The following is a 25,682-nucleotide window of genomic DNA, read 5'->3' on the forward strand; positions in this document are numbered from 1 at the left end:
ATTTTTATCAATTAAATTTGATAGTCTGGTTCTTTTACTTTCCCAAAAGAGATCTTGTTCCAAGCTCTTTCATGAAAGTAATAAAGGGCCATTTTTGTAAATAGTTCTATTGAACCAATTGATGCGGCCATTGCAAGGTTACCAGTAATAAAATAGGAGATGATTACAGTATCAAGTGTTCCGACAGTTCGCCATGAGACAGTTTTAGCAATAGATCGTCTTGCCTTTTCTGCCATTTTTACCTCTCAAACTAAATGTTTATATGAGAGGATGAGTTTTTACTCATCGTCATATAATCCTGAACTTAAATATCTCTCACCTGTGTCACAAAGAATTGTAACAATCGTTTTACCTTTGTTTTCTGCTTTAGCTGCAACTTGTGTCGCTGCATAAACATTTGCCCCAGCAGAGACACCAACTAATAAACCTTCTGTTTTTGCTAATTCTCGTGAAGCTGCAATTGCATTTTCATTTGAAACTTTAACAATATCTTTGAATAAATCTGTGTTTAATACAGTTGGTACAAATCCAGCACCAATACCTTGAATTTTATGTGGACCTGGTTTCCCACCACTTAAAACTGGAGATGCTTCAGGCTCAACAGCAATAATTTGAATATCAGGGTTATGTTGTTTTAAAACTTCACCGATACCTGTAATAGAACCACCTGTACCAATTCCAGCAATTAAAATATCTATTTTTCCATCTGTATCAGCAAGAATCTCTTTTGCAGTTGTTTTTCTATGAATATCAGGGTTTGCTTCATTCGCAAATTGCTGAGGGATAAATGAGTTATCAGTAGACTCTGCTAATTCATTTGCCTTATCAATTGCACCTTTCATCCCTTTTTCTGGCTCAGTTAAAACAAGCTCAGCCCCTAAAGCTTTTAAAAGCTTTCTTCTTTCTATACTCATTGATGAAGGCATTGTAAGAACAAGTTTAATTCCAAGTCCAGCACAAACTGAAGCTAAGGCAATACCAGTATTCCCTGATGTTGGCTCAATTACAGTTGTTGAATCATTGATTAAACCATCTTCTAAAGCAGTTTTAATCATGTTTGTACCAATTCTATCTTTTACAGAGTGAGTAGGGTTCATAAATTCACATTTTCCAAGAACAGTTGCACCTGATTCTTTACTTGCTTTGTTTAATTTTACTAGTGGTGTATTTCCAATTAATTCTGTTACGTTTTCTGCGTAAGTCATTTTTTATCCTTATACTTTTTTATATACTGTAATGTAAAAATTCGTTATATTTATCTTGATAATCATCAAGTTGGGCTAAAGAGATATTAAAAATCTTTTTAGTATTTTCTTTTGCTTCATCAAAAAATATGTTTAAAATAGGGTTCTCTGTACTACTATCAATAACTTTTAAATCACCCTCTAAAGCAATCAAAATATCTTTTACTAAAATATCCTTTGGCTCTTTTGCTAAAATATAACCACCTCTTGCTCCTCTAATACTCTTTACAAGTTCTGCTCGTCTTAGTTTACTAAGCAGTTGTTCCAAGTAGTTTTGAGGAATATTAGCACTTGAAGATATCTCTTTTATTTGAACTGGAGTATCCTCTTTATGTTTACTAAGTTGGTACATGGCTGTTAAACCATATACTCCTTTTGTTGAAATTAGTGGCATTACTAAACCTTCTTAGCTTAATGCTTGCTCTAAATCTTCAATTAAATCTTGAGGATCTTCTAATCCAATAGATAACCTAATTGTAGTTGGATTAATTCCTGCTTCTTTTAACTCATCTTCAGTCATTTGAGAGTGAGTTGTTGATGCTGGGTGAACAATAAGTGACTTAGAATCACCAATATTTACAACTACACTAAATAACTTCGCTGAATCAATCACTTTTTTAGCAGTTTCAAAATCTGCTACTTCAAATGAAATAAGACCTGATGCTTTACCATCTTCAAAATATTTTTGTGCTTTTTCATAATATGGACTTGATTCTAACCCTGGATAATTTACTGAGGCTACTTTTGAATTAGCTTCTAAAAATTTAGCAACAGTTAATGCACTATTAGAATGTTTATCCATTCTGATATCTAAAGTTTCAATTGTTTGTAATAATAACCAAGAGTTGTGTGGAGATTGACAAGCTCCAATATCTCTTAATAAATTAAGTCTGATTCTTAGACAAAAGTTTGGTAGAGGAACATCTACATAAACTAAACCATGGTATGAAACATCTGGTTCTACAAAGTGATAATATCTTTTTGAATTCTCTTTAAAGAATTCTGCTAAACCATCTCTTTCAACAATAATTCCACCAATTGCTGAACCTTGACCATTTGTATATTTTGAAGTTGAGTGAACCACAACATCAACTCCCCATTTAATAGGGTTAAATAGTGCTGCACTTGCTACAGTATTATCACAAATAGTTAAAACACCATTTCTTTTTCCAATCTCTACAATCTTTTCAATATCTGCAATAGCAATTTGAGGGTTTGATAAAGATTCAAAGAAAATAGCTTTTGTATTTTCATCAATTTGTTCTTCTAAATTAGATGCATCTGCACTTTTAAATACTTTTGTAGAAATTCCAAATCTTTTTAAAGTATAAGTTAAAAGTGTAACGGCTCCACCATAAAGCTTATCAGAGATTAAAACATTATCTCCTGCTTCTGCAACATTTGCAACAGCATAAAAAATTGCTGATTGACCAGAGGCAACACAAATTGCTGCTGCTCCGCCTTCTAATTGTGCAAATCTTTGTTCTAATACATCAGTAGTAGGATTTGTTAATCTAGAATAGATTGAACCTAACTCTTTTAATGCAAATAAATTTGCTGCATGTTCAGCATCTCTAAATGCATATGCAGTTGTTTGAGCAATAGGTACATTCATTGTTCCCCATGCTTCTTTATTGTTATATCCACCATGAACTGCAATAGTTTCTTTTCTCATATATTCCTCCGTTTACCTTTTGTAAAGTCTATTATTTTAATTCTTATTGAAATTGTATAGTATTTTAAAATAAATGTCAAGTAAATTGATATTAAATATTTAAAGTTACTATTTTACGGCACATTTGAGGGTGTAATTAATACTATATTAAATTAGTATAGTATTCTAACAAGGTATAAAATACAAAAATTAATAGTTGACATTTATCAAAAAATAAGGTTGCATATGCAATAGTTGTATATACAATAAAAGGTTTTAAATGGAAATTACTTTACAAAAATCTATAGGATTTAAAATAAATAAAGTTGCAAACAATCTAAATAGTTTATTTAATCATATCCTTCAACCTTTTGATATAGCTATTGAGCAAAGGGTTACACTAGAAATTATATCTCAAGAAAAAGAGGCAACTTTGACAAAGATTTCAAATACTTTATCAAAAGATAAAACTACTATTAGTAGAACATTAAGGACATTAGAAAAAAAAGAACTAATAAAAAAAGCATTAAGTAAGGATGATAAAAGAGTAAGTTTTATTGTTTTGACAAAAAAAGGTGAAGATACATTAAAAGCTTCTCAAGATAGTACACGTAAGTTTAGGGAAGCACTTGTTTCAAAATTAGATGAAAATGAAAGGGAAACACTTTTTAGACTTTTAAATAAAGTTGATGAAGGTGTAAGGGATTATGAATAATGAAAAAAGCGATAAATCATATCTATTTAATTATATTATTATCGATACTCTCTTCAGTTGCACCAATTGCAACTGATACTTATATCCCTTCAATCCCAAATATTGCTGAAGCATTTCATGTTAGTATTGAAAAAATAGAATTAACACTTTCAATCTTTTTGATAGGTTTTTCCGTTGGACAGATTTTTGGTGGGCCTATGTCAGATAGATTAGGAAGAAGAAAAAGTTCACTTTTTGGCCTTTTAGGGTTTGCTTTGTTTAGTTTTATTATGATTTTTAGTGCAAATGTTTATCAATTATGGATTTTTAGATTTATTGAAGCTTTTTTTGGTGGAATAGTAGTTGTTAATGCTATGGCAACAGTAAGGGATAGATTTCATGGACAAGAGGCTGCAAAGGTTTTATCACTAATTGGTACAATTAGAAGCATTGCTCCACTAATAGCCCCTGCAATTGGCTCATTGATTATACATTTTTACTCGTGGGAAGCTGTATTTATATTCTTGACTATTTATGCCTTGTTTGTCGCATTTTTAGTGTATAAGGATTTAGATGAAAGTTTTACTTATGTGAAACAAGGTATTTATAACTCTTATAAAATAGTTCTTAGTCATAAATCTGCTATGAAGGCAATGTTAACTTTATCTTTAGGTTTTTCAGGATTTTTTATTTTTATTTCGAAGTCTTCTTTTATTTTTATTGAACATTATGGGATTTCAACTGACCATTTTCCTTTCTTTTTTGGGTTTAATTTCGTGATACTTATTGCAATGATAAGAGTAAATTTATATTTTCTAAAATCTAATAAACCTTTATTTTTAATCAAAACAAGTTTACTTATTCAAGTGTTTGTTGCAATTTTATGGGCTTTAACTGCCGATATTCAAACTCTACCTTTAACAATGGCTTTAATGGCAGCTTATATGAGTATGATGGCATTTATATTTGGTAATTGTATGGCTTTAGCATTGGAGCATTTTAAGAAAAATGCAGGTGTTGCTTCTGGAGTAGTTGGTGTGTTACAATTTGGTTTAGGTGCTATTATTTCATCATTGGGAGTTTTATCCCATGGAGACTCACTTGTACCAATTGGAACTAGTTTAGCATTTATCTCATTTGTAGCATTTCTAATTATAAGAGGCTACAAAAAATAGGAGTTTTTTTATGGAATTATTAAATTTAACTATGAGTTGGATTGGCTTTTTAGTACTTTTCATTTTTGTTATTGGATACTATTTTATTGCAAATGAAGAAAAATATGAAATTGATAAATCTGTTCCCGCTTTGTTTATAGGTATTGTCTCATTTATATTAATTGCAATTTACTATTACATGAATGGATTAAATATTCATCATGTCCATGATGAGGCAGAAGCTGTTATTTTGGAGATAGCAGAAATTGTATTTTTCCTTTTTGTTGCAATGACATATATTGAGTCTTTGATTCATATGGGTGTTTTTGACAGATTGAAGTATAATTTAATCTCAAAGGGTTTTACATATAGAAAACTTTTTTGGGTTACTGGATTTTTAGCATTTTTCATCTCTCCTATTGCTGATAACCTTACAACTGCACTTATTCTTTCAACTGTTTTAATCACTATTGAAAAAACTAAAAAAGAGTTTTTAGTTCCAGGGGCTATTAATATTGTTGTTGCTGCAAATGCTGGTGGAGCTTGGTCTCCCTTTGGTGATATTACAACTTTAATGGCATGGACAGCAGGAAAAGCACACTTTGTAGATTTTTTATTTTTATTTCCTTCTTCTATCATAGGTTATTTAGTTACAGCTTTTTTACTTTCAAGGGTAGTTCCTGACACAAAACCATATTTTGATGCCGACAAAGAAGAAAAGCCAAAAATGAAAGAGGGTGCTACAAGTATTATCTTTTTAGGAATAGTAACTATTATTTGTGCTGTAATTTCTCATCAAGTTTTAGATTTCCCTGCAATGTGGGGTATGATGTTTGGTTTAGTACTTTTAAAACTACACTCATATAAATTAACAAAAAGATTCGGGAAAGATCATTTTAATGTTTTTGAATCAATGGCTAAAATTGAAAACAACACACTTTTATTTTTCTTTGGTATCTTAGCAGCTGTTGGTGCTTTATATTTTGTAGGATGGTTAAACTTAGCTTCGATTGTTTATCATGATGATTATTTAGGACCTACAATGGCAAATATTGGTGTTGGTTTTTTATCTGCTTTAGTTGATAATGTTCCTGTTATGTCTGCAATTTTAAAAGCAAACCCCAATATGGATCTTTCAAATTGGATGCTAGTTACCCTTACTGCTGGTATTGGAGGTTCTTTAATCTCTTTTGGTAGTGCAGCAGGCGTTGGAGTTATGGGTAAATTAAAAGGTATTTATACCTTTGGTTCTCATTTTAAATATGCATGGACAATTTTGTTAGGATATTTTGTATCTATTGCAATTTGGTATTTGCAGTTTGAGGTTTTAGGATTGAATTAAAAATTTAGATTAGAAGTAGTTTTCTTCCAAAGGGTATTTTGTTTTTATTTGCACTTAATGCCCATAAAACTTCATATGATGGTGGTATTTTTGGAAAAATCCCTTCGCCATCAGTAAAATATAAAAGCATAGAACTCATTGGTAAATTTGCATCAATAAACTCAAAAACGGGTCTATAATCTGTTCCTCCACCACCTCTTAGCGGAAAATCTAATTTATCACCACCTCTAAAACTATAGTGTCCTTGAACCTTTGCATCTGCAATTATTAGTTCAATTGAGATTGCTGGAAAATTTTGCATTATTGATTTAAATTCTTCTGTAAAAAGGCCTAATAACTCCTCTTGTATACTTCCTGAGGTATCAATTGCAACCACAAGACTTAGTGTATCACTAGTAAGACTTGGCAAGGCAATTCCTCTATGGATATGTTTTTTATTTGGAGGCATAAAAGCATAGTTGTTTCTCATATGTTTATTGATTGCATTATAAAGTTCAAATCGCCAATCAATATTATTAGCCTTCATTTTTTTTGCAAATCTTTCAAATCCACTTGGCATCAAAGATTTTCTTTGAGCTACTTCTTTTGCAAGAGTTGCTGCATACTCCCAGTTTTCTTCATCTCTTTCATCTAATTCTTGATCTATTTTATCCATATTTCTGAATATAGAATTTTTAATCTCTTCATTTGAATTTCCTAAAGTATTATCACTTTTATCAAGTTTATCATCGAAGGCATTTGTCCCTTGAAGTTCAACTTCCTCTTTTAGTATCTCATAAATCTCTTCAGAATACATATTTTTAAATTCTTTATTATAATTAGCACCCTTAGGAATTGCAAGACCACTTTTTTTAAGAAGATTATTGATTGCAAAATCAGTTGCAAGTTGCCAAAGCATACCTTTTCTGTTTAACTTTCTTTGCTGATGGGATAAAATATGATGCATAACACAATTTGTAAGGATAAATTTTAATTCATCTTTTGAACAAGATTCTATAAATGTAGGATTGTATTTAAACCTTACACCATTACTTGCGTAATAAATTATATCTTCATCTTCTTCATGTTTTAATCTTGAAGCTAACATTCCAAAATATGGATGTTGGGTTGTTAGTTGGCTTTTTGCTTTTACTAAAAGGGTATTTGCATCCATAATAATGGAACTCTTAGTGTAATAGTTTATTAAAGTTTTTTAACCACAACGGCCAATTTTTCAAATAGTCAACTTCAATATTTCTTTGTCTTAAATCTTGGACTATCATAACAGCAAATTCGCCTGGAAGTTTTAAAGTATAGCCCAAAAGATTGTTTAGTTCATCTATTGAAGAATCATCATCTATTCTCATTGATAATGAGGTACATAAAATATGTAGTGCAGAAGTCTCTTGTGGAACATTTTCGCAAGTACCATTTAAAATCTCATTCATATTTGGTAATGATTTTTCGACAGCTTTAAAGGCTAAAAATGAAGCAGCTAACTCTTCACCAATAGCACCTGCAATCATTGTTAAAATTAATTCATCTATAGGATTTGATAATAAAATTTCATTTACATATTCCCAAGTTCTTGGAGTTGCAAAGGCTTTTTCATCATTTTGAGTGTTAAATGTAAAAAGTGCATTGGGTCTATAAGATATAAAAGCTATTATTGAAGTATCAATATTATTTTGTTTTGCCCAAATTTGCCAATCTTCTACATTTGGTTCCATTTCAAGGTGTACAAATCTGTTTGCTAGAGGTGAGGCCATTCTAAAAACTACACCTCTATCGCTTTCTCTATTACCTGCTGCAACTATTGACCAACCATCAGGAAGATGATATTCACCAATTTTTCTATCAAGTATTAGTTGATAAGCTGATGCTTGAACCATTGGAGCAGCTGTGTTTAATTCGTCTAAAAATAAAATTCCTTCTTTTACCGTTCCATCGGGTAAAAATGAAGGGGGAGCCCAAACTGCAGAGTCATTGTTTGAATTAAAAAATGGAATACCTCTTAGGTCTGTAGGATCCAGAAGGGAAAGTCTTAAATCTATACAGTCAATACCTTTGTCCTTTGCAATTTGGGCTACGATGGATGATTTTCCAATACCAGGAGGACCCCACAAAAAAATAGGAATTTTTCTACTTACAAGATGTGAAATGGCGTGCTTTGCACTTTGAGGGGTCATAAAGTTCCTTAGTATTGGACTAAGGTTGTGTTTGCAAAAAGTGTACCAGAGCTTTTTAAAAACTCATATTTACGTTAAAAATTGTATAATCAGATTTTATAAAGAAAGGTATATATTGAAAATTGCAATTGTTGGCGCAGGCGCAGCGGGGATTATAGCAGCTATTAGTGCTAAAAGAGAAAATGAAAATTTAGATATTGATATTTTTGATGTGAACAATGGTATTGGGAAGAAAATACTTGCTTCTGGAAATGGAAGGTGTAATATCTCAAATATTGATTGTAAAGTTGAAAACTATATAGGTGAGAACCCATCTTTTTGCACTTATGCCCTAAAACAATTTGATTTTAAAGCCTTTGAAAAATTTTGTAAATCAATTGGACTACTTCTTGATATAAAAGAGGACGGTAAAGTTTATCCTTTATCAAATGAAGCAAAGTCTGTTGTAAAACTTTTAGAAAATTCACTTGAATCATTAGGTGTAAATTTAATTTTAAATGAAAAAGTACTAGATATAAAAAAACAAGATGAAAAGTTTTTTTTAAAAACAGAAGAAAATGAATTTAAAGAATATGATAAAGTATTAATTAGTTCTGGTCTTGGTGCTGCCCCACAACTAAAAGCCACTGAAGATGGTATGAATATAGCTTGTAAATTTGGACATAGTTTTAATATGACATACCCATCACTTGTTGGGCTTCAAACTTCTTTTGAATACGCTTCAAAAGTTCAAGGTGTAAAAAAAGAATCACAAGTTAGTTTATTTATTGATGGTCAAAAAGAGAATGAAATATTTGGAGATGTTCTTTTTACTAAATATGGAGTTAGTGGTTTTGCTATACTTGATATCTCTCAATATGCAGTTTACCCTTTATCTTTATATCAAGATGTACAAATCTCGATAAATCTATTTCCTAAACAAAATAGAAATGAAGTTTTAGGGATGATTGAGTCATTGTTTAAATCTTTACCAAATCAAAATGCCTGTGAACTTTTAACCGGAATTATCTCAAATAAACTTGCCCCTGTAATATTTGAAATGAATAATATAGATAAAGCTTTAAAAGCAAAAGATATAAATGCAAAACAAATAAGAGCAATTGTTAATTCACTAATAAATCTTCGAATGAAAGTAACTGATACACAAGGGTTTAAACACGCAGAAGCAAGTGGCGGAGGTGTTAGAACCGATGAGGTGGATGAGAAGACTTATGAGAGTAAGAAGTGTAAAGGGCTTTATTTAGCTGGAGAGGTACTTGATATAGTTGGAAATCGTGGAGGTTACAACCTACAGTTTGCTTGGGCTAGTGGCTTTTTAGTAGGAAAAAACATAGGAAAATAAAATAACTACTTTTATCCAATCTCTACGTTCAATACGAATTTTTTAGTCGTCACATACTTCTAGTATGCTCCTCCTAAGAAATTCTATTTGCCTTGACCTTGAATAAAATTAGTTATTTTAAAAAGGATAATTATTGGAACATGATATTGCTTATACAAATATGTTATTAAAAACTGGAATTGAAAAAGGTGATTTTCCTAAAAAACTTTATAAGTTTCGAAAAATTGATAAACGTTTAGAAGAAGTACTTAAAAACAAAGAATTTTATTTTTCATCTCCAGAAAACTTTAATGACCCTTTTGATTGTAATTTATCATTTCAAAATAAATATTCAAAATCAGAAATTCTACAAGCAAAAGTTCTCTTTACAGAAAGAAATCCTAATGTTAGAATAAAACACTTGAAAAAACATATGCCAAAGAAAAGTAATGAGTTCTATAGTTTTCAATCAAAAATACAAAAAAAGTTTGTGAAAGAATGTGGAATCTTTTCACTATCAAAAAGTAGTAATAATATAACTATGTGGTCTCATTACTCAGATAGACATAAAGGTTTAGCTTTTGAATTAGATATTACTCAGGATTATGATTTCTTTAATTTATTTGGAATCGTAGAATATATTGACGAATATGAACTTTTATCTTATGCAAAGGATACAAGAGAGGAATCTTTAAAACTTTTTTTAAGTAAATACATTGATTGGAAGTATGAAAAAGAAATAAGAATTATAGATTTAGAAAAGAATGGTCTAAGAAAGTTTAAAAAGAAAATGATTAGTTCTATTTTATTTGGATGTAAGATAAGTGAAGAAGATATAAAAAAAGTTACAAAGTGGTGCCAAGAGTATGATATGTCACATGTAGTATTTAAAAAAGCTAAAATAATACCTGGAAAATTTGAATTAGATTTTGATGAAATAGATAAGGCTAAATTTTTATAAAAACGTGAGCATTTTCAAAAAAGCGTTAATAAAAATCTATAAAAAATTCGTAAAGAAATTTGAACTGTCTGAGGTGAGGCACGAGCCGAGTTTTCAAATTTTAGAATTTGTATATATTTTTTAGTTTTTTGGGAACCTGTGAACGCTTTTCTTTTGTTTCTTTTCTTTATAAAAAGAAAAGAATTCCATATATTAAAACCTTTCCTTTAAAACTGTAAGTTTTTCTATCTTCCCAATCTCAAAATTACCAACATTGCAAGTGATTTTTTCATCACTCATTATCAAAGGTCTAACTTCTTTGTATGATTTACCTTCATAGGAAAAGCTTATAAGATTTCTATCCTCAATAGCTTTTTGTAAAAATTTAAACTCTATGTTCATTTGAATCCTTTGGTGCTTGGTCTCTTTTCTCTTTTGTATAATCCCTTATCACATTTGCCACTCGAATTCTATAATCTTCAAATATTCCAGAATTTCCTTTATCTTGAGCGATTCTATGTTCAAATAAGTTTCTCCAAATCTCTATGGCTTTTTCATCTTCCCAAAAAGATAGACTTAAAAGTTTGTTTTCATCAGTTAGGCTTTGAAATCTTTCTATTGAGATAAATCCTTCTCGATTTTCTAAAAACTCTTTTAGTTTTGAAGCGATTTGTAAATACTCATCTTTTCCCTCTTTTGTTGGCCAAACTTCAAATATAACTGCGTACATGGTTTCTCCTATTTTATTCTACTATTCCACTCATACAAGTAACTTCAACACCTTTTTCTCTCCAAGCTTTTACAATCTCAAGTAATCCTATACTATCACTTGGCATATGAGGTGCTATGATTATATTTCCTATATTTTGTTCAGCTACTGCTTTTTTAACATCTTCAGGTACATGCATGGCTATGATTGTGCCAACTCCTGCTTCAAAATATGATTTGTAAACATCAACTCCACCATTAGTTCCACCTGCCATGAGTACTTCTATTTTTCCTGCATAGTCACTATTTGAGCCCACTCTTATAACTGGCTTGGCAACTTTTCCTATGTAATATTCCCAAGAGTTCAATTCATCTATTATATCTTTTAGTTTTGTTTTTGGTTTATCTAAAAAGGCTTTATTTAGTCTATCTTGTACTATTTTTTCTGTAATAAAATCTGCTGGGATATGAATATTTAGATATGGCATATTCATAAGCCTTGCAGCAGAACTTACTCTATCATAGTTTGATGCATGTCTTCCTAAATCAATACTTCCTTGCATCTTTCTCAAAGCCTTTTGAGCTTTATTTATAGGAACGCCACTTTTTATCATTCTATCTATTTGTACATCCATAACCTTTGCAAAATCAACCACACATGAATCTGCTTTTGGGTGGTGTGAAACTACACAATCATATCCCATTTGTTGTGCAAGTATTAGTTCGGGTGTTTCCATATCAATACCTATTAAAACTTTTTTAATATTTTCACCTTCAACTATAATATTTGTATCATATGGCATCTCTTCTAAATTTGCTAAATCTAAAGCAGTATTCATTAAATCTTTTGTGTTCATTTTTAATTCCAATTTTTCATTTATATACACTTTTTATACCATAGTAGTAATAAAATTTTATAAATTTTTTTATATAAAAGCTTTTTTATCAAGTATAAAACCCTTAAGGGAGCACCATTCTATCATACTTTTTGAGCTGGTGTTAAGTTAAAAAGAACTTTTTATAGATTTAATAAATATTTTATTTTTCTTACATTTTTTTAACATAAACTAATCTCATATCGAAAAAAAAGGAAAAGACAATGACAAAATTTGGTTTAAAACTTTGCAAAAATCTTACAATGAGTGCATTATTAGTTGGTGGTTTAGCAACAGGTGCTATTGCTTCAAGTGTTGAAAAAGTTCACTTTCTAATTCCAGGTGGAGCTGGTGGTGGTTGGGATGGAACTGCTAGAGGTGTTGGGGAAGCACTTAAAAACTCTGGATTAGTTCAAGAAACATCATTTGAAAATATGTCTGGTGGAGGTGGTGGTAAAGCCATTGCTTATATTATTGAGACAGCAAAAAAACAACAAGATACTTTGATGGTAAATTCAACTCCAATCGTAATTAGATCATTACAAGGTGTTTTCCCACAATCATTTAGAGACTTAACATTAGTTTCATCTGTGGTAGCAGATTTTGGTGCTTTAGTTGTAAGACCAGATTCAAAATACCAATCTTGGGCTGATTTAAAAGCTGAATTTGATAAAAATCCTAGAAAAGTAAAAGTTGCAGGTGGTAGTTCAAGAGGTTCTATGGACCACTTAGTAGCAGCACAAATTTTTAAAGCAGCAGGTGGAAATCCTAAAGCAGTTAGATATGTACCTTATGATGCAGGTGGAAAAGCTTTAGCTGGACTATTAACTGGTGAGGTTGATGTTCTTTCAACTGGACTTGGTGAAGTTTTAGAAAAGCATAAAAAAGGTGAAGTAAAAATTATAGGTATCACTGCAGATGCAGGTGTAGATGGAATTCCAAGTTTCAAAGAGATGGGTGTAGATGCATACTTTGCAAACTGGAGAGGTTTCTTTGGTGCACCAAACTTACCACAAGAAAAAGTTGATGCTTTTGTAAAAGTATTAGGTGAAATGTATAAAACTCCTGAATGGGAAACTGTTAGAAAAAGAAATGGTTGGGGAAATCTTTATAAACCTGGAAAAGAATTTGAAACTTTCTTAATCAATCAAGAAAAAGTTATTTCAGATCTAATGAAAGAACTAGGTTTCTTATAAAAAATAACCTTGCATACAATCCTAAAAAAGAACAACTTTTGTTCTCTTTAGGATTTGCTTCTTTGGAGCTAGTTAATTTAGCTTGTTAAAAGAAGATAACAATATAAAGGTCCCTAAATAGGGACTATTTTTAGGACTATAAAATGACAAAAAATGTAATAGGCTCAATATTCTTTTTAGCTTTTTCATGTTTTTACTTTTTTAATGTATTTAAAATTAAAGAGATGCCAGGAGCTGAATGGGAAGTTATGACTGCTTCAACTTATCCTTTTTATTTAGGAATTATAGGGATAGTAGTATCACTTCTACTTTTAGTTTTATCTTTTCTAAATAAAGAAAAGGACTTTTTATCAATGAGTTATTTAAAAAGTTTAGACTTTAAAACTGTAGGATACTTTGTAATAATAATGATTTTTTATGGGTTTACTATTAGACCTTTAGGATTTATTATTGCAACTATTTTATTCCTAGCAGCAGGGTTTATTATTTTACAAGAGAGAAATATAAAAAGAGTATTATTAATATCAGTAGGTGTATCGGTAGGATTTTATTTATTGTTAAACAACGTTTTAGGTGTTTATATTGATCCAGGAATAGTAGTAGAATATTTTATGGGAGTTGAATAATGTTAGATGGTGTAATGCAAGGGCTTATAACCGCCCTTTCTATGTATAATATTTTGATGGTTGCCGTGGGATGTTTTGCTGGGACTTTTATTGGGATGTTACCAGGATTAGGACCAATTTCTGCAATTGCTTTGATGATTCCTATTACTTATGGAATGGATCCTTCTTCAGGTTTAATCTTAATTGCAGGTGTTTATTATGGAGCGATTTTTGGAGGTTCAACTTCATCAATTTTAATTAATGCTCCAGGTGTTGCTGGAACTGTTGCTTCATCTTTTGATGGTTACCCAATGGCAAAAGCTGGTAATGCTGGAAAAGCTTTAGCAATAGCTGCATATGCATCGTTTACAGGTGGAACAATTGCAGCAATTTTTTTACTTTTTGCGGCACCCGCTTTAGCATCTGTATCATTAAGTTTCCAATCATCTGATTATTTTGCTTTAATGGTTTTAGGTTTAACCGCAGTTGCAGCTTTTTCTGGAAAAGGGAAGTTTTTAAAAGCGGCACTTATGACAATCTTTGGTTTGATGTTAGCTACAGTTGGAACAGATTCTGATTCTGGAATTCCTAGATTTACCTTTGGAAGAATGGACTTGATTGATGGTATTTCATTTTTACTTTTAGCAATGGCAGCATTTGCTTTATCAGAAGCTTTAATGAACGTTTTAGAGAGTGAAGATCACAATGATGAACAAAAAGCACAGTTAAAAAAAGATATTGGTAGTTTAAAACTTACAAGGGAAGAGGTAAAAGAGATGGCACCACCAATTGCAAGGTCATCTGTTTTAGGTTTCTTTGTTGGTGTTTTGCCAGGAGCAGGGGCTACTATTGCATCTTTCTTAGCTTATGGTATGGAAAGATCATTTGCAAATGCAAAAGAGAAATTAAGATTTGGGAAAGGAAGTATAAAAGGTTTAGCAGCACCTGAAAGTGCAAATAATGCAGCAAGTTCTGGTTCATTTGTTCCATTATTAACTTTAGGTATTCCTGGGTCTGGAACAACAGCAGTTATTTTAGGAGCATTAATCTCTTATGGGATTCAACCAGGGCCAACAATGTATGTTGATAATCCAGCAATTTTTTGGTCAGTAATTATCTCAATGTATATTGGTAATATTGTATTGTTAGTTTTAAACTTACCTCTAATTCCATATATTGCGAAGTTATTAACAATGCCAAGACAATTGTTATTGCCTTTAATTATATTTTTCTCACTTGTTGGAGTTTATTTAGTAACTTTCAACAATTTTGATATTTATATGATGACATTGTTTGCTGTTGTTGCTTTATTTTTAAGGCTTATTGATTTCCCAATGGCTCCAATGATTTTAGGATTTATTTTAGGTGGTATGATGGAAGATAATTTAAGAAGGGCTTTAACTATTAGTGATGGTTCTTTTGCTTTTCTTTGGGAAAGACCAATTACTTTATCAATTTTAATTTTAACAATCATAATTTTATTCATGCCAGTTATCAGTGAAGTTTTAGCTAAAATGAGAAAGAAGAAAGAGGCTTAATAAAAGTCTCTTTTTCTAAAAGAGGTTGATTTATGGACAAGTTTAAACAATTTACAGTTTTATATATTGAAGATGATGAAGGTGTTAGGACAGTAAACTCACGTTTCCTTTCTCGTATGTTTAATGAACTTTATGAGGCAAAAGATGGGGAAGAGGGATATGCACTTTATAAAAAATACCATCCTGATATTATTCTAACTGATATTAATATGCCAAAATTAGATGGTATATCTCTTGCAAAGAAAATAAGAAAAGAAGATAAAAACACAAAAATAATAATTTCAACAGCATATAGTGATAAAGAGTACCTCCTTGAAGCAATTGAATTAAATTTAGAAAAATATATAATCAAGCCATTAAATAGTAGAAATTTACTTCCCGCTTTAACGAAGGCAGTTGAAGGATTGGAAGATGAGAAAAATATCAAAATAGAGTTAGGCGAAAATTTTTATTTTGATAATAAAACCTCTTTATTTTATTTAGATGATAAAGTTCTTGATATGACAAAAAAAGAGTTACTATTTTTAAAACTTTTAGTTTTAAACCAAAATAGAGTAGTCTCATATGAAGAGATTGAAAGATTTGTTTGGGGTGATGAATATATGAGTTTGAACTCATTAAGAACTACAATTGGTTTTTTGAGAAAAAAAATACCATATAATTGTATTAAAAATATTTCAAATATGGGGTATAAATTAAAGCTTGAAAAATAAGTACAAAAAGGATGTAGAGGGTAGTGTAAAGAAAACCGCATTACTTGGTTCTACAATAATTATCTTAATTGTTGCTACAGTTATTGGTTCAAGTCTTATAAAGACAGAATATAACAATTTTAAATTACACATAAAAAACTTTAAGAATACACTAATAGAGAGGGAAAAGTTTTATATAAAAACCTCTGTAGAAAATATAAAAAACGATATAGAGTTTGAAAAAATATCTATATTAAATAATAAAAAACAAAGAATTAAAAACCAATCAATTATTGCTCATAATCTTGTAAGTTCTTTGTACTCTCAGACAAAGATGTCATCAAAAAAGCATATAATCGAGCTAATAAAAAGTGCAATCACTAATATTTCAAAAGAAGAAAATGATATTCATTACTTTATTTTTGATACCCAAGGAAACTTACTTTTAAATACTGAAAATCAAAATGAAGAGGGTGTCAATTTCTTAGATTTTGAAGATATAAATGGTGTGAAATTTATTAATGAAATGATTGACAATAATAAGCCAAAGCAAAAGTATGTTGAATATTTTTGGTATAAACCTAGTAAAAAAATCACCTTTTCTAGGCATTTTAAACCTTTAGGTATAGTTATTGGTTCCTCAAGTTTTCTGGAAAGTAGGAATGAAGAGTTAAAAGATAAACTCCTAAAAAAGATAATCTTACAAAAATTCAATGAAGAAGAGTTTTTATTTATTTATCATATAAATAGTTTAAATAATATTTCAAGCCAAAGCAATTTATTAATTGAAAGAAATATATATAGTGAAGAAGAGGATTTAAAAGCTATTGAGGATTTGATGATTGATACAGGTTATAAAGGTGATGAATATATTAGTTATGCAAATAATCAAAAAGTCATTTATGGTACTTATCTAACAAAACTAAGGTATTTTATTGGAATAGGAATCAATCTCTCACATATTTATGACATTGTTCAAAAAGAAAAAGAGATGTCATTAAAAAATATGAATGCAAATATTTTAAAGCTAGTTGTAATAATCATCATAATGGCTTTTGTATTTTTTATTTTATCAGTTGCCTTTACAAAAAAAATTGAAAAATTATTAAAAGAGTATAAAGAAAATGTAATTTTAAATGAAGAAAAATACCAGTTGCTATTTAATTATAGTAATGATGCATTTATTATTTCTGAATTAGAAAACAATAGTGCCTCTATAATAAGTTGCAATGAGACAGCGTTAGAAGTAACTTTATATAAAGAAGAACAGCTTTTAGATAAAGACTTTTTCTCAATGTTTGAAGACATAGAACTAGAAGAGTTAAAAAAGGACAAGTCTTTATTTAAAACAGTTAAACTTAAAACTAAAAGTGGAAAAATAAAAACTATTGAGCTAAATGTTATAGTTTATGATTATGAGAATAAAGAGCTTTTATTTGCATCATTAAGGGATATTACTGAAAGAACTAAATTAATTGAAGAGAAATCAAAACAAGATAATATGTTAATACAAAAATCAAAAATGGCAGCTATGGGGGAGATGATTGGAAATATTGCTCACCAATGGAGACAACCTTTAGCGCAGGTTTCAGGCTTATTCTTTGATATAGAATCAGCTTATGATTATAAGGAATTAGATAAAAAATATCTTAGCCAAAGGGTCGATGAAGCAAATGATTTATTAGAATATATGTCAAAAACAATAGATGATTTTAGAAATTTCTTTAATCCAAATTCTAAAGTAGAAGATTTTTTTGTTAGTGTTGCTTTATCAAATGCAGTTAATATTATAAATTCTACTTTAAAATTTCACAATATTGAACTTGAGATTGATTGTAGTAAAACTTTCCATGTAAATGGGTATAAAAATGAGTATTCTCAAGCAATAGTTAACATTCTTTCTAATGCAAAAGATATCTTAGTTGAGAGAGAAATTGAACAGCCTAAAATAAAAATATATAATAAAATTGTGGAGGGTAAAGAGACTTTATTTATTGAAGACAATGCAGGTGGAATAGAAGAAGATATTTTAAATAGAATTTTTGAACCATATTTTACAACTAAACGTGATTATGGAACAGGAATTGGACTTTATATGACTAAACTTATTATAGAAGAGAAAATGAAAGGCTCAATAACTGTTGAAAACTCCAAAGTAGGGGCATTATTTGCTATCAGAATTTAATTATAAATTTTTTATTAAAATGGTATATGCTCTTTGTATTGGTCTTATAGGCTCTTTGATATTTATATATTTTCATCTTCCTTTACCTTGGCTTTTAGGTTCCATTCTTGCAACTTCTTTAGCAGTAAGATTTGAAAAACTTCCTATACAAAATCCAAAACTCTTTGCATCACCTGCTAGAATAGTTATTGGTCTTACTATTGGAAGTTCTTTTACTCCAAAAGTTTTAGAATATATTGGTAGCTACTTTTTTTCACTGCTATTTATAATTCCATTTTCTGCAATTACTATTATTGCAGGTCTTATATATTATGAGAAGTTTTTAGGCTTTGATAAAAAGACTGCATATTTAAGTGCTATGCCAGGTGGACTTATTGAGATGATTATAATAGCTGAAGAGATTAAAGCAAATATTGCAAAAATAACTTTAGTTCAATCATCAAGACTATTTTTTATTGTGGTTTCACTCCCTTTTATTATTCAATATATATTAGGTATTGATATTAGAGGAAATCAAACTATTACAACGTCAGTCGTAAATATTGATTTATGGGAATTGATATTTTTATTTGGAATGGGAATTATTGCTGCAATTATTGCAAAAAAAATAAAACTATCAGCGGCATATTTGATTGGACCTATGATAATTAGTATTATTCTACATCTAAGCGGAGTTGTTACAACACAAATGCCAGATGAACTTTTAAAATTTGTACAAGTAGTTTTTGGAACTTTGATTGGATTTACTTTTAAAGGAGTAAAGTTAAGTGAAGTTGTTAAAACCCTATTAGGAACTTTTGGACATTTTTTAATACTTATCTTAATCTCATTTGTTTTTATAGTAATAGTATATTCACTCTTTGACTTTGATTTATTATCTATTTTATTAGCATTTTCACCAGGCGGACAAGCGGATATAAACTTAATTGCTATCTTAGTAGGAGCAACAGTTCCTTATATAACATTACATCATATAGTAAGACTTTTTATTGTAGTAAATATTGCTTATTTCTTTGCCAAAAAAATCCAAGATTGAAATTTCTTTCTAATAACATTTTATATTTTTTACATTTTTTATTTGTAAGATAAATATAATAGTATTAAATTTAAGGATAAATTATGATTTATGAAAAGATGTTTTTCCCAATTGGTGGCGGTGATGAGTTAGAAGAAAGATTATACGGAGCTTTTCTAATTGCAAAATATTTTAATACAAGATTAGAAGTTTTACAATCATATTATAAAAGCTCAAAAGGTATTGCTGATGGTTTATTATTACCCCATGATATTCATGATTCTATTGATGAGGTTTTAAGGAATAGAATCGAAGATGAGAAACAAGAATTTTTAGCTTTAGTTAAAAAAGTTAAAAATGATGTGGGAATTGTAGAAGATGAAAATTTAAAAATAGATTTAAAGATTAGAGAGGGTGTTAGAAGTTCTATGATTGAACTATATTCTAAAATCTCTGATATAGTGATTGCAGCAGCTCCTCCATTAGGAATACCTACTGCTTCTTTTGAAACTATTACCCAAAGAACAGGAAAACCTGTAATTATGTTTCCAAGAGTTATGAAAAAATTTTCTACAGATTCAATTGTAATTGGATGGAATAACTCCCCTCAATCTTCAAGGGCTTTAACGTCATCAATTCCACTTTTAAAAATGGCAAAAAAAGTAGAGATTATAACTTCTGGACAGTTTATTGAATATGAATCATTATTAGAAGAGATGGTTGAATATTTAAAACTACATGGTGTTGATGCATCAGCCCAAGTTATAAGAACTACAATGGTCCCAGGAGAAGCTCTTCTTAATTATGCAAAAGAGGGCAACTTTGATATGATTGTTGCAGGAACACATGGACATAAAGGACTTAGGGAACTTATGCTTGGTGGTACAACTAGATATTTTCTAGAAAATGCTAACATCCCAGTATTTTTATCCCATTAATAATAAAAATGATTCTCCTATTAAGTGATAGTTTGATATACTAATATATTAGACTAATACTTGGTGGGAGAGTAGAAGATGTTAAATGCAACTCAAAAAGCTTATAATGAAATTTTAAGAAGAATACTTACTTTAGAATTACCACCTGGTACTTATATTTCAAGAAATGACTTAGCCGAACAGTTAGAAATAAGTAAAACCCCTATTAGAGAAGCTTTACAACTTTTAGAACAAGATAAACTAGTAAAAATCTTTCCTCAATCTAAAACTTTAGTTACAAAAATAAATATTGATGAAATAAAAAGAAGTAACTTTTTAAGAGTTGCAATTGAAATTGAAGTTCTAAAAGAGATGATTGAAAATTATGATGAAAAAGCCCTTTCAAAAATTGAAAAAAATCTAAAAAAACAAGAAGAGATTTCAGAAGATGTTACAAGGTTCAGTGAGTTTGACGAACTTGATAAAGAGTTCCATACTATTATGTTTAATTCTATTGGACAAGAGGAATTAAATGATTTATTAATATCTAAAATGGGACATAAAAAAAGAGCAAATAGACTTGAACTACCAATAAATGGGAAAAGTAAAAAACTTTACGAAGACCATAAATCAATTTTTGATGCAATAAAAGAAAAAAACTTTAAAAAAGCAGAAAAGGCAATGAGAACTCATCTTTCTAGAACAATTTCTAAAATAGATGAATTAAAAAAAGAAAAACCGTACTTTTTTGATTAATTAATAAATTTTTTTCATTTTACATTTTTCTTACATTTTTTTTAACTACTATACCGTATATGAAGTAGTTGATCCATTCAGCTTTCCCGCTCCTCCCTTCCTAAGGAAATAAGTCATCAAGCTACTTCATATAATTTTGACTCACAAGATGGAAATATGAATGTAATCAATAATCTAATTAGAGGTAATAAACTTTATAAAAAATATCAAATTGATGAATTCAAAGAAGCTTTAGATGATTCAGTTAACAATGGACAAAAACCTGAAGTGATGCTAATTAGTTGTTGTGATAGTAGAGTTACTACAGATTTCATGTTTGGGAACAGACCAGGAGATCTATTTGTTTTAAGAAATATTGGAAATTTTGTTCCTCCTCATTCTTCTTCTGTTGATTTTTATAGTGTTGCTGCTGCTATTGAGTATGCACTTGATATACTTAATGTATCACATATTATAATATGTGGACATTCTCATTGTGGTGCATGTGAAAGTTTATATAAACAAATACCAGAGGAAAATGTTTTTATAAAAAAATGGCTGGAAATAGCTAAACCTGTGAAAGACTTTACCCTAAGAGATAAACTTATTTATCCAAACAGAGAAGAGCTTTATCGTGCTACTGAAAAAAACTCTGTAGTTTTTCAGTTAAAAAACTTAATGACTTATCCCCAAGTAAAAGAAAGAATTGAAAATAAAACTTTAAAAATCCATGGTTGGTATTATAATTTATTAGATGGTTCTTTAATGGTTTTTAAAAAAGAAACAAATAGTTTTGAAAATGTAGACTAAAGAGGTAAGACTCTTTAATCTAAAGGTATCTATTAAGAGCTCTTGTTTCACTTCCATTAAACTCAACAATTTTATCAAGTCTAATTACTGTTCCATCTTCCATTTCAATAAATTCTTGTAGATTAACATTTTTTATATCTACAACTTTACTATGTAACTCTTTTTCTTTTTTATTATCTTTATAGACAATATCACACTCTTCATGCTTAACTGCAGCATCTTCAAAAACTTCATACAATTCGTTTGAAACATTTACGTATCTATTCATAGTTTATCCTTCCTATAATTCAAGCTTGTTTAAGATGTTAAAAAACATCTCATGCTCTTCTTCACTAATTTTAGATCTTAATTCTTCTCTAAATGAGGTAACTGATTGTATTGTTGACTCAAGAATCTCCTCACCTTTTTTAGTAAGTGATATTTTGTTAGATCTTTTATTATTAGCATCATTTACTCTAGTTATAAGCTCTTTTTTTTCAAGTGAACTTAATGAGCGACTTATTGTTGCTTTATCTTTACCAAGGAGTTTTGCAATTTTTGTCTGGTTTACATCAGGCTCAAATTTTATAATCTCTAAAGTTGCCCTTTGTTCCGTTGCTAAATCATAAGGTAGTAATGCCTTGTTTAATGTATAAACAACATTATTTGAACTCCTTATTAATCTATAAGCAATTGAATCTTTTAAAGCATACTTCATAAGTCTCCTTTAGTTGTGTATGCAATTATTGCATATGCAACCTTTTAAAAACCTTATGTTTTAAACTGTTTTTAGAACTTTTTATTATAATAAGAAAATTTTATTAGGATTTTCATATGTTATTAATTATATATTTTTCCATTGCCATTGGGGTATCTTTTTTATGTTCTATACTTGAAGCAGTTTTATTATCTATAAGTGCATCTCATATTGAATTAGTAAAACAAAAAAACAAAAAACTTGGATTGTTAATGGAGAAACAAAAAAATGATATAGATTTTTCCATTGCTGCAATTTTGACTTTAAATACCTTTGCTCATACTTTAGGTGCAGCAGGTGTTGGAGCAGAAGCTGCTAAAATATTTGGTGAAGAGTATATGTTTTATATCTCGGCTGTTTTAACTATTTTGATTTTAGTATTTTCAGAAATTATTCCAAAAACACTTGGAGCGTATTATTGGAAAAATTTAGCTGGTTTTAGTACAAGGGTTATAAAATTTTTGATTTATATTACTTATCCAATTATAATAGTTATGAAAAAAATCACTGCACTTCTTACTGATTCAAAAAAAGATGTTATTACAAAAGAAGAGATTATAGCAACTGCAAAAATAGCTGATGAAAATGGGATTATTAGAAGTGAAGATAGTGGAATAATTGAAAATGTCTTACAACTCCATGACATTAGAGTCAAAGATATATTAACCCCCAGAAGTGTAGTTTATTGTATTCAAGAAAATGATTATTTATCAAGTTTTGATACCCCTAAAAATAATTCTATTGATTTAAAAAAGTTAAAAGAGTATTCAAGAATCCCTATATTTAGAAATAATGTAGATGATATGGTAGGTTTAATTATTTCAAAGGAATACTTTTATGAGAAGATTACCAATGAACTTGAAAATAAATTAAGACTTATAAAACCAATTTTACATGTTAATGAAAATGTTCCTGTATCAAAACTGATTGATATGTTTTTAGAAAGTAAAGAACATATGTATTTAGTTGTCGATAATTACGGACAAACAGAAGGGATTGTTACGTTAGAAGATGCAGTTGAAACTTTATTGGGACGTGAAATTGTAGATGAACTAGATTCCCATGTTGATATGAGAAAGGTAGCAAAAAAGAAGATGTTAAGATTTAGGGCTAAAAAAAATATTATGTAGAATTTTAGTTAGCCTTTAATCTTATTTACTATAATTACAAAAGAATTTTTTGAGGAAAAAATATGGATAATAAAATAGAAGAACCAAAAACAACATTTGAAAAAAAACTTGCACAAGAAAAATATAATGTAAATGTCGCTTTTTATGTTCATCTTAAAGAATACAACAATACTGTAAGGGAAGAATTAGAAAAAAGATTAGAAGAGGTTTTTTTCTATTCTAGAGGAGTTGAATGGAAATTTGACAGTTTTGGTATTGAAAAGGCAGGATCTAGAAACAAAAATATCGTGGGATATTTCATTTTTAGAACAGCAAATATAAGTGAGCTAAAAAAACTTTTCTTAGAATCTTTTAAAGATTATGAAAATGCATTGAAGATAACTTGTTCAATTGCTGAATATCAAAAAATCAACGAAAGTTTTTTTGAACTAGAAGTTTAAGAAGATAGAGATTTAATTCTCTATCTTATATATGGTTAATAAGCTGTTAAAATAAATATTTTATAATTTCAGTATATTAAATAAAGGATTTAAGATGAATCTAAAAAAGATAACTTCACTTACAATGTTACTTTCAATTGTTGTAATGACTTATACTGGAGTTATGTTATTTATCGCTCCTCCAGGAAGAATTGCAAATTGGGCAAATTGGGAAATTATTGGACTTTCTAAAGAACAATATGCTCAAATACACACAAGTTTTATGGTTTTGATTGTATTTATGACAATTCTACATCTTTTTTATAATTGGAAACCAATAACTAGTTATATGAAAAATAACGCAAAACAGATGGTAGTATTTACAAAAGATATGCTAGTTGCTGTTTTATTAACTTTTGTTTTTCTAATTGGTACTTTAAATGGTTTCGTCCCTTTTTCTTCTTTTATTGAGTTTGGAGATGGTATCAAAAACTCTTGGGAAAAAGATTATGGAACAGCTCCTTATTCACATGCAGAGTTATCGTCTTTAAAAAGTTTTTCTAAAAAACTAGGCTTTGATATTGTACAGAGTGAAGAAATATTAAAAGCAAATAATATTACTTTTGACTCAAGTCAGAGTTTATCACAAATAGCTGATGATAACTCAGTTAGTCCTCAATTTATTTATAATCTTCTAAAAGTAAATTTTGAAAAAAATGGTCAAGAGATTATTGAACTAACGGGACTTGGGAGAAAAACTGTAAAAGAGGTTGCACAGACTTTAAAACTTTCTACAAATGAGTTTATCTCAAAATTAAAAACTTTGGGAGTTGAGGCTGCTAGTGACGATAAATTTAAACAAGTTGCTGAAAAATATGATATGAGTCCAATGGATATTATGACAAGATTAGGATACAAAAAACCTCAATAGAAGTAAGCTTTAAAGCTTACTTCTCAAAAAGTTTTAAAATATCTTTTGGCGTATCAACAATATATTTTGCGCCATTATCTATTAACTCTCTAGGCCCTCTAAAACCCCATTTTACTCCAACGGGAATCATCTTCGAATTAATAGCAGTTTTTATATCAACATCACTATCTCCAACAAAAAATATGTTTTCTGGCTCTATATTAAAAGAGTCTGCAATTTCAAGTGGAACCTTTGGATGAGGCTTTTTAGGAATATTCTCTTTTTGTCCATGCACCTCTAAAAAATTATAATTACTAAAAAACTCTTCAACATACTTGCATGTAAAATAATGGGGTTTATTTGAAAGTATTCCAATTTTGATATTTTGTTTTGTTAGTTGTTCTAAAACTTCATTTATACCATCATAGGGTTTTGTATTTAGATGGTGTTCTTGATCATATATCTCTTTAAATCTATTTAATACTTTTTCTTTTAAATCTTCATTGCTATTTTTTGGAACACAGTTATCAACTAAAACAGAGGCTCCTCCTCCAACAAAATTTTTATATTCAAAGATATCGTGTATTGGTAGATTAAACTCTTCTAATACCAAGTTAGCACTTATTGCAATATCTTTTAATGAATCTATTAAGGTTCCATCTAAATCAAATATTATTGCTTTTTTATTCATTTA

Annotated in this window: 29 protein-coding genes; 17 read left to right on the forward strand and 12 right to left on the reverse strand. The window is 29.3% G+C overall.

The features are described 5' to 3' along the window. Nucleotides 1-11 precede the first annotated feature (11 nt). From AC2TY9_RS03870 to AC2TY9_RS03885, 4 genes are read right to left on the reverse strand one after another with little or no spacing between them, the layout of a single operon-like run. Complete coding sequence (locus AC2TY9_RS03870; protein WP_489779624.1) at nt 12-236, reverse strand: DUF2061 domain-containing protein; 225 nt, start codon at nt 234-236, stop codon at nt 12-14. Nucleotides 237-278: 42 nt separating this feature from the next. Continuing rightward, entirely contained in the window at nt 279-1,205 is a 927-nt protein-coding gene (gene cysK / locus AC2TY9_RS03875; RefSeq protein ID WP_489779625.1) for a cysteine synthase A, read from the reverse strand. A gap of 19 nt (nt 1,206-1,224) precedes the next feature. Further along, complete coding sequence (locus AC2TY9_RS03880; protein ID WP_489779626.1) at nt 1,225-1,638, reverse strand: RrF2 family transcriptional regulator; 414 nt, start codon at nt 1,636-1,638, stop codon at nt 1,225-1,227. A 12-nt stretch (nt 1,639-1,650) separates the two neighbouring features. Further along, the gene (locus AC2TY9_RS03885; protein WP_489779627.1) at nt 1,651-2,919 is read right to left on the reverse strand and encodes an O-acetylhomoserine aminocarboxypropyltransferase/cysteine synthase family protein; all 1,269 of its coding nucleotides are present in this window, start codon (nt 2,917-2,919) and stop codon (nt 1,651-1,653) included. 259 nt (nt 2,920-3,178) lie between these two features. On the opposite strand from AC2TY9_RS03885, the gene AC2TY9_RS03890 reads away from it, so the two are divergent. The 3 genes from AC2TY9_RS03890 to nhaD are packed head-to-tail and all read left to right on the forward strand — an operon-like array spanning nt 3,179 to nt 6,088. Beyond that, entirely contained in the window at nt 3,179-3,613 is a 435-nt protein-coding gene (locus AC2TY9_RS03890) for a MarR family winged helix-turn-helix transcriptional regulator (RefSeq protein WP_489779628.1), read from the forward strand. Next, the gene (locus tag AC2TY9_RS03895; protein WP_489779629.1) at nt 3,613-4,767 is read left to right on the forward strand and encodes a multidrug effflux MFS transporter; all 1,155 of its coding nucleotides are present in this window, start codon (nt 3,613-3,615) and stop codon (nt 4,765-4,767) included. Before AC2TY9_RS03890 ends, AC2TY9_RS03895 begins: the two co-directional genes overlap by 1 nt. 10 nt (nt 4,768-4,777) lie before the next feature. Next, nucleotides 4,778-6,088, forward strand: coding sequence for a sodium:proton antiporter NhaD (nhaD, locus tag AC2TY9_RS03900; RefSeq protein ID WP_489779630.1), 1,311 nt, complete (start codon nt 4,778-4,780; stop codon nt 6,086-6,088). 4 nt (nt 6,089-6,092) lie between these two features. Here nhaD and AC2TY9_RS03905 read toward each other — a convergent pair whose 3' ends face one another. Both AC2TY9_RS03905 and AC2TY9_RS03910 read right to left on the reverse strand, forming a co-directional pair. Then, nucleotides 6,093-7,241: a vWA domain-containing protein gene (locus AC2TY9_RS03905; RefSeq protein WP_489779631.1), complete on the reverse strand. Its 1,149-nt coding sequence runs from the start codon at nt 7,239-7,241 to the stop codon at nt 6,093-6,095. 13 nt (nt 7,242-7,254) lie between these two features. Next, entirely contained in the window at nt 7,255-8,256 is a 1,002-nt protein-coding gene (locus AC2TY9_RS03910) for an AAA family ATPase (protein WP_489779632.1), read from the reverse strand. Between the two features lie 115 nt (nt 8,257-8,371). On the opposite strand from AC2TY9_RS03910, the gene AC2TY9_RS03915 reads away from it, so the two are divergent. Together AC2TY9_RS03915 and AC2TY9_RS03920 are read left to right on the forward strand one after the other, a co-directional pair. Beyond that, entirely contained in the window at nt 8,372-9,598 is a 1,227-nt protein-coding gene (locus AC2TY9_RS03915; protein WP_489779633.1) for a BaiN/RdsA family NAD(P)/FAD-dependent oxidoreductase, read from the forward strand. 133 nt (nt 9,599-9,731) lie between these two features. Continuing rightward, nucleotides 9,732-10,538: a DUF2971 domain-containing protein gene (locus tag AC2TY9_RS03920; RefSeq protein ID WP_489779634.1), complete on the forward strand. Its 807-nt coding sequence runs from the start codon at nt 9,732-9,734 to the stop codon at nt 10,536-10,538. A gap of 192 nt (nt 10,539-10,730) precedes the next feature. Here the strand turns inward: AC2TY9_RS03920 and AC2TY9_RS03925 are convergent, their stop codons facing one another. The 3 genes from AC2TY9_RS03925 to AC2TY9_RS03935 are packed head-to-tail and all read right to left on the reverse strand — an operon-like array spanning nt 10,731 to nt 12,082. Next, nucleotides 10,731-10,919: a hypothetical protein gene (locus tag AC2TY9_RS03925; protein ID WP_489779635.1), complete on the reverse strand. Its 189-nt coding sequence runs from the start codon at nt 10,917-10,919 to the stop codon at nt 10,731-10,733. Then, on the reverse strand, nt 10,903-11,247 hold the full coding sequence (locus AC2TY9_RS03930) for an antibiotic biosynthesis monooxygenase family protein (protein WP_489779636.1): 345 nt from the start codon (nt 11,245-11,247) through the stop codon (nt 10,903-10,905). The genes AC2TY9_RS03925 and AC2TY9_RS03930 overlap by 17 nt, the downstream gene beginning before the upstream one ends. 13 nt (nt 11,248-11,260) lie before the next feature. Continuing rightward, entirely contained in the window at nt 11,261-12,082 is an 822-nt protein-coding gene (locus AC2TY9_RS03935; RefSeq protein WP_489779637.1) for a hypothetical protein, read from the reverse strand. A gap of 242 nt (nt 12,083-12,324) precedes the next feature. Here AC2TY9_RS03935 and AC2TY9_RS03940 point away from each other — a divergent pair, with 242 nt between their 5' ends. The 9 genes from AC2TY9_RS03940 to AC2TY9_RS03980 all read left to right on the forward strand — a co-directional run bounded on the left by AC2TY9_RS03940 (nt 12,325) and on the right by AC2TY9_RS03980 (nt 21,793). After that, a complete protein-coding gene (locus AC2TY9_RS03940; RefSeq protein WP_489779638.1) occupies nt 12,325-13,296 on the forward strand; it encodes a tripartite tricarboxylate transporter substrate binding protein in 972 nt (323 codons plus the stop codon). Nucleotides 13,297-13,439: 143 nt separating this feature from the next. Continuing rightward, entirely contained in the window at nt 13,440-13,922 is a 483-nt protein-coding gene (locus tag AC2TY9_RS03945; RefSeq protein WP_489779639.1) for a tripartite tricarboxylate transporter TctB family protein, read from the forward strand. Further along, nucleotides 13,922-15,439, forward strand: coding sequence for a tripartite tricarboxylate transporter permease (locus AC2TY9_RS03950; RefSeq protein ID WP_489779640.1), 1,518 nt, complete (start codon nt 13,922-13,924; stop codon nt 15,437-15,439). The genes AC2TY9_RS03945 and AC2TY9_RS03950 overlap by 1 nt, the downstream gene beginning before the upstream one ends. A 32-nt stretch (nt 15,440-15,471) precedes the next feature. After that, entirely contained in the window at nt 15,472-16,152 is a 681-nt protein-coding gene (locus tag AC2TY9_RS03955) for a response regulator transcription factor (RefSeq protein WP_489779641.1), read from the forward strand. Next, entirely contained in the window at nt 16,142-18,316 is a 2,175-nt protein-coding gene (locus AC2TY9_RS03960; RefSeq protein WP_489779642.1) for a cache domain-containing protein, read from the forward strand. The genes AC2TY9_RS03955 and AC2TY9_RS03960 overlap by 11 nt, the downstream gene beginning before the upstream one ends. Continuing rightward, nucleotides 18,300-19,352, forward strand: coding sequence for an AbrB family transcriptional regulator (locus AC2TY9_RS03965; protein ID WP_489779643.1), 1,053 nt, complete (start codon nt 18,300-18,302; stop codon nt 19,350-19,352). The genes AC2TY9_RS03960 and AC2TY9_RS03965 overlap by 17 nt, the downstream gene beginning before the upstream one ends. Nucleotides 19,353-19,435: 83 nt before the next feature. Then, nucleotides 19,436-20,269, forward strand: coding sequence for a universal stress protein (locus AC2TY9_RS03970; RefSeq protein WP_489779644.1), 834 nt, complete (start codon nt 19,436-19,438; stop codon nt 20,267-20,269). A 78-nt stretch (nt 20,270-20,347) separates the two neighbouring features. Next, entirely contained in the window at nt 20,348-21,004 is a 657-nt protein-coding gene (locus AC2TY9_RS03975) for a GntR family transcriptional regulator (RefSeq protein ID WP_489779645.1), read from the forward strand. 156 nt (nt 21,005-21,160) lie between these two features. Continuing rightward, nucleotides 21,161-21,793: a carbonic anhydrase gene (locus AC2TY9_RS03980; protein ID WP_489779646.1), complete on the forward strand. Its 633-nt coding sequence runs from the start codon at nt 21,161-21,163 to the stop codon at nt 21,791-21,793. 19 nt (nt 21,794-21,812) lie between these two features. On the opposite strand, the gene AC2TY9_RS03985 is transcribed toward AC2TY9_RS03980, so the two are convergent. After that, complete coding sequence (locus tag AC2TY9_RS03985; RefSeq protein WP_489779647.1) at nt 21,813-22,061, reverse strand: hypothetical protein; 249 nt, start codon at nt 22,059-22,061, stop codon at nt 21,813-21,815. Nucleotides 22,062-22,073: 12 nt separating this feature from the next. Continuing rightward, nucleotides 22,074-22,490 (reverse strand): MarR family winged helix-turn-helix transcriptional regulator, encoded by a 417-nt coding sequence (locus tag AC2TY9_RS03990; RefSeq protein WP_489779648.1) that lies wholly within the window; start codon nt 22,488-22,490, stop codon nt 22,074-22,076. A 116-nt stretch (nt 22,491-22,606) separates the two neighbouring features. On the opposite strand from AC2TY9_RS03990, the gene AC2TY9_RS03995 reads away from it, so the two are divergent. From AC2TY9_RS03995 to AC2TY9_RS04005, 3 genes are all read left to right on the forward strand, one after another. Beyond that, entirely contained in the window at nt 22,607-23,659 is a 1,053-nt protein-coding gene (locus AC2TY9_RS03995) for a CNNM domain-containing protein (RefSeq protein ID WP_489779649.1), read from the forward strand. Between the two features lie 62 nt (nt 23,660-23,721). Continuing rightward, nucleotides 23,722-24,099: a hypothetical protein gene (locus AC2TY9_RS04000; RefSeq protein WP_489779650.1), complete on the forward strand. Its 378-nt coding sequence runs from the start codon at nt 23,722-23,724 to the stop codon at nt 24,097-24,099. Between the two features lie 94 nt (nt 24,100-24,193). After that, nucleotides 24,194-25,009, forward strand: coding sequence for a DUF4405 domain-containing protein (locus AC2TY9_RS04005; RefSeq protein WP_489779651.1), 816 nt, complete (start codon nt 24,194-24,196; stop codon nt 25,007-25,009). Between the two features lie 16 nt (nt 25,010-25,025). On the opposite strand, the gene AC2TY9_RS04010 is transcribed toward AC2TY9_RS04005, so the two are convergent. Continuing rightward, nucleotides 25,026-25,679 (reverse strand): HAD family hydrolase, encoded by a 654-nt coding sequence (locus tag AC2TY9_RS04010; RefSeq protein WP_489779652.1) that lies wholly within the window; start codon nt 25,677-25,679, stop codon nt 25,026-25,028. Nucleotides 25,680-25,682: the final 3 nt, after the last annotated feature.

It is taken from the genome of Arcobacter sp. ISO1 (genome assembly GCF_058105185.1).

Excerpts from the sequence above, each read along its gene's own strand:
- AC2TY9_RS03995 (WP_489779649.1), top strand. The coding sequence starts at position 22,607 with ATGTTATTAATTATATATTTTTCCATTGCCATTGGGGTATCTTTTTTA.
- AC2TY9_RS03905 (WP_489779631.1), bottom strand. The coding sequence starts at position 7,241 with ATGGATGCAAATACCCTTTTAGTAAAAGCAAAAAGCCAACTAACAACC.
- nhaD (WP_489779630.1), top strand. The coding sequence starts at position 4,778 with ATGGAATTATTAAATTTAACTATGAGTTGGATTGGCTTTTTAGTACTT.
- AC2TY9_RS03975 (WP_489779645.1), top strand. The coding sequence starts at position 20,348 with ATGTTAAATGCAACTCAAAAAGCTTATAATGAAATTTTAAGAAGAATA.
- AC2TY9_RS03880 (WP_489779626.1), bottom strand. The coding sequence starts at position 1,638 with ATGCCACTAATTTCAACAAAAGGAGTATATGGTTTAACAGCCATGTAC.
- AC2TY9_RS03990 (WP_489779648.1), bottom strand. The coding sequence starts at position 22,490 with ATGAAGTATGCTTTAAAAGATTCAATTGCTTATAGATTAATAAGGAGT.
- AC2TY9_RS03935 (WP_489779637.1), bottom strand. The coding sequence starts at position 12,082 with ATGAACACAAAAGATTTAATGAATACTGCTTTAGATTTAGCAAATTTA.
- cysK (WP_489779625.1), bottom strand. The coding sequence starts at position 1,205 with ATGACTTACGCAGAAAACGTAACAGAATTAATTGGAAATACACCACTA.
- AC2TY9_RS03950 (WP_489779640.1), top strand. The coding sequence starts at position 13,922 with ATGTTAGATGGTGTAATGCAAGGGCTTATAACCGCCCTTTCTATGTAT.
- AC2TY9_RS03955 (WP_489779641.1), top strand. The coding sequence starts at position 15,472 with ATGGACAAGTTTAAACAATTTACAGTTTTATATATTGAAGATGATGAA.
- AC2TY9_RS03870 (WP_489779624.1), bottom strand. The coding sequence starts at position 236 with ATGGCAGAAAAGGCAAGACGATCTATTGCTAAAACTGTCTCATGGCGA.
- AC2TY9_RS03895 (WP_489779629.1), top strand. The coding sequence starts at position 3,613 with ATGAAAAAAGCGATAAATCATATCTATTTAATTATATTATTATCGATA.
- AC2TY9_RS03945 (WP_489779639.1), top strand. The coding sequence starts at position 13,440 with ATGACAAAAAATGTAATAGGCTCAATATTCTTTTTAGCTTTTTCATGT.
- AC2TY9_RS03925 (WP_489779635.1), bottom strand. The coding sequence starts at position 10,919 with ATGAACATAGAGTTTAAATTTTTACAAAAAGCTATTGAGGATAGAAAT.
- AC2TY9_RS04005 (WP_489779651.1), top strand. The coding sequence starts at position 24,194 with ATGAATCTAAAAAAGATAACTTCACTTACAATGTTACTTTCAATTGTT.
- AC2TY9_RS03910 (WP_489779632.1), bottom strand. The coding sequence starts at position 8,256 with ATGACCCCTCAAAGTGCAAAGCACGCCATTTCACATCTTGTAAGTAGA.
- AC2TY9_RS03890 (WP_489779628.1), top strand. The coding sequence starts at position 3,179 with ATGGAAATTACTTTACAAAAATCTATAGGATTTAAAATAAATAAAGTT.
- AC2TY9_RS04000 (WP_489779650.1), top strand. The coding sequence starts at position 23,722 with ATGGATAATAAAATAGAAGAACCAAAAACAACATTTGAAAAAAAACTT.
- AC2TY9_RS03940 (WP_489779638.1), top strand. The coding sequence starts at position 12,325 with ATGACAAAATTTGGTTTAAAACTTTGCAAAAATCTTACAATGAGTGCA.
- AC2TY9_RS03930 (WP_489779636.1), bottom strand. The coding sequence starts at position 11,247 with ATGTACGCAGTTATATTTGAAGTTTGGCCAACAAAAGAGGGAAAAGAT.
- AC2TY9_RS03970 (WP_489779644.1), top strand. The coding sequence starts at position 19,436 with ATGATTTATGAAAAGATGTTTTTCCCAATTGGTGGCGGTGATGAGTTA.
- AC2TY9_RS03885 (WP_489779627.1), bottom strand. The coding sequence starts at position 2,919 with ATGAGAAAAGAAACTATTGCAGTTCATGGTGGATATAACAATAAAGAA.
- AC2TY9_RS03980 (WP_489779646.1), top strand. The coding sequence starts at position 21,161 with ATGAATGTAATCAATAATCTAATTAGAGGTAATAAACTTTATAAAAAA.
- AC2TY9_RS04010 (WP_489779652.1), bottom strand. The coding sequence starts at position 25,679 with ATGAATAAAAAAGCAATAATATTTGATTTAGATGGAACCTTAATAGAT.
- AC2TY9_RS03985 (WP_489779647.1), bottom strand. The coding sequence starts at position 22,061 with ATGAATAGATACGTAAATGTTTCAAACGAATTGTATGAAGTTTTTGAA.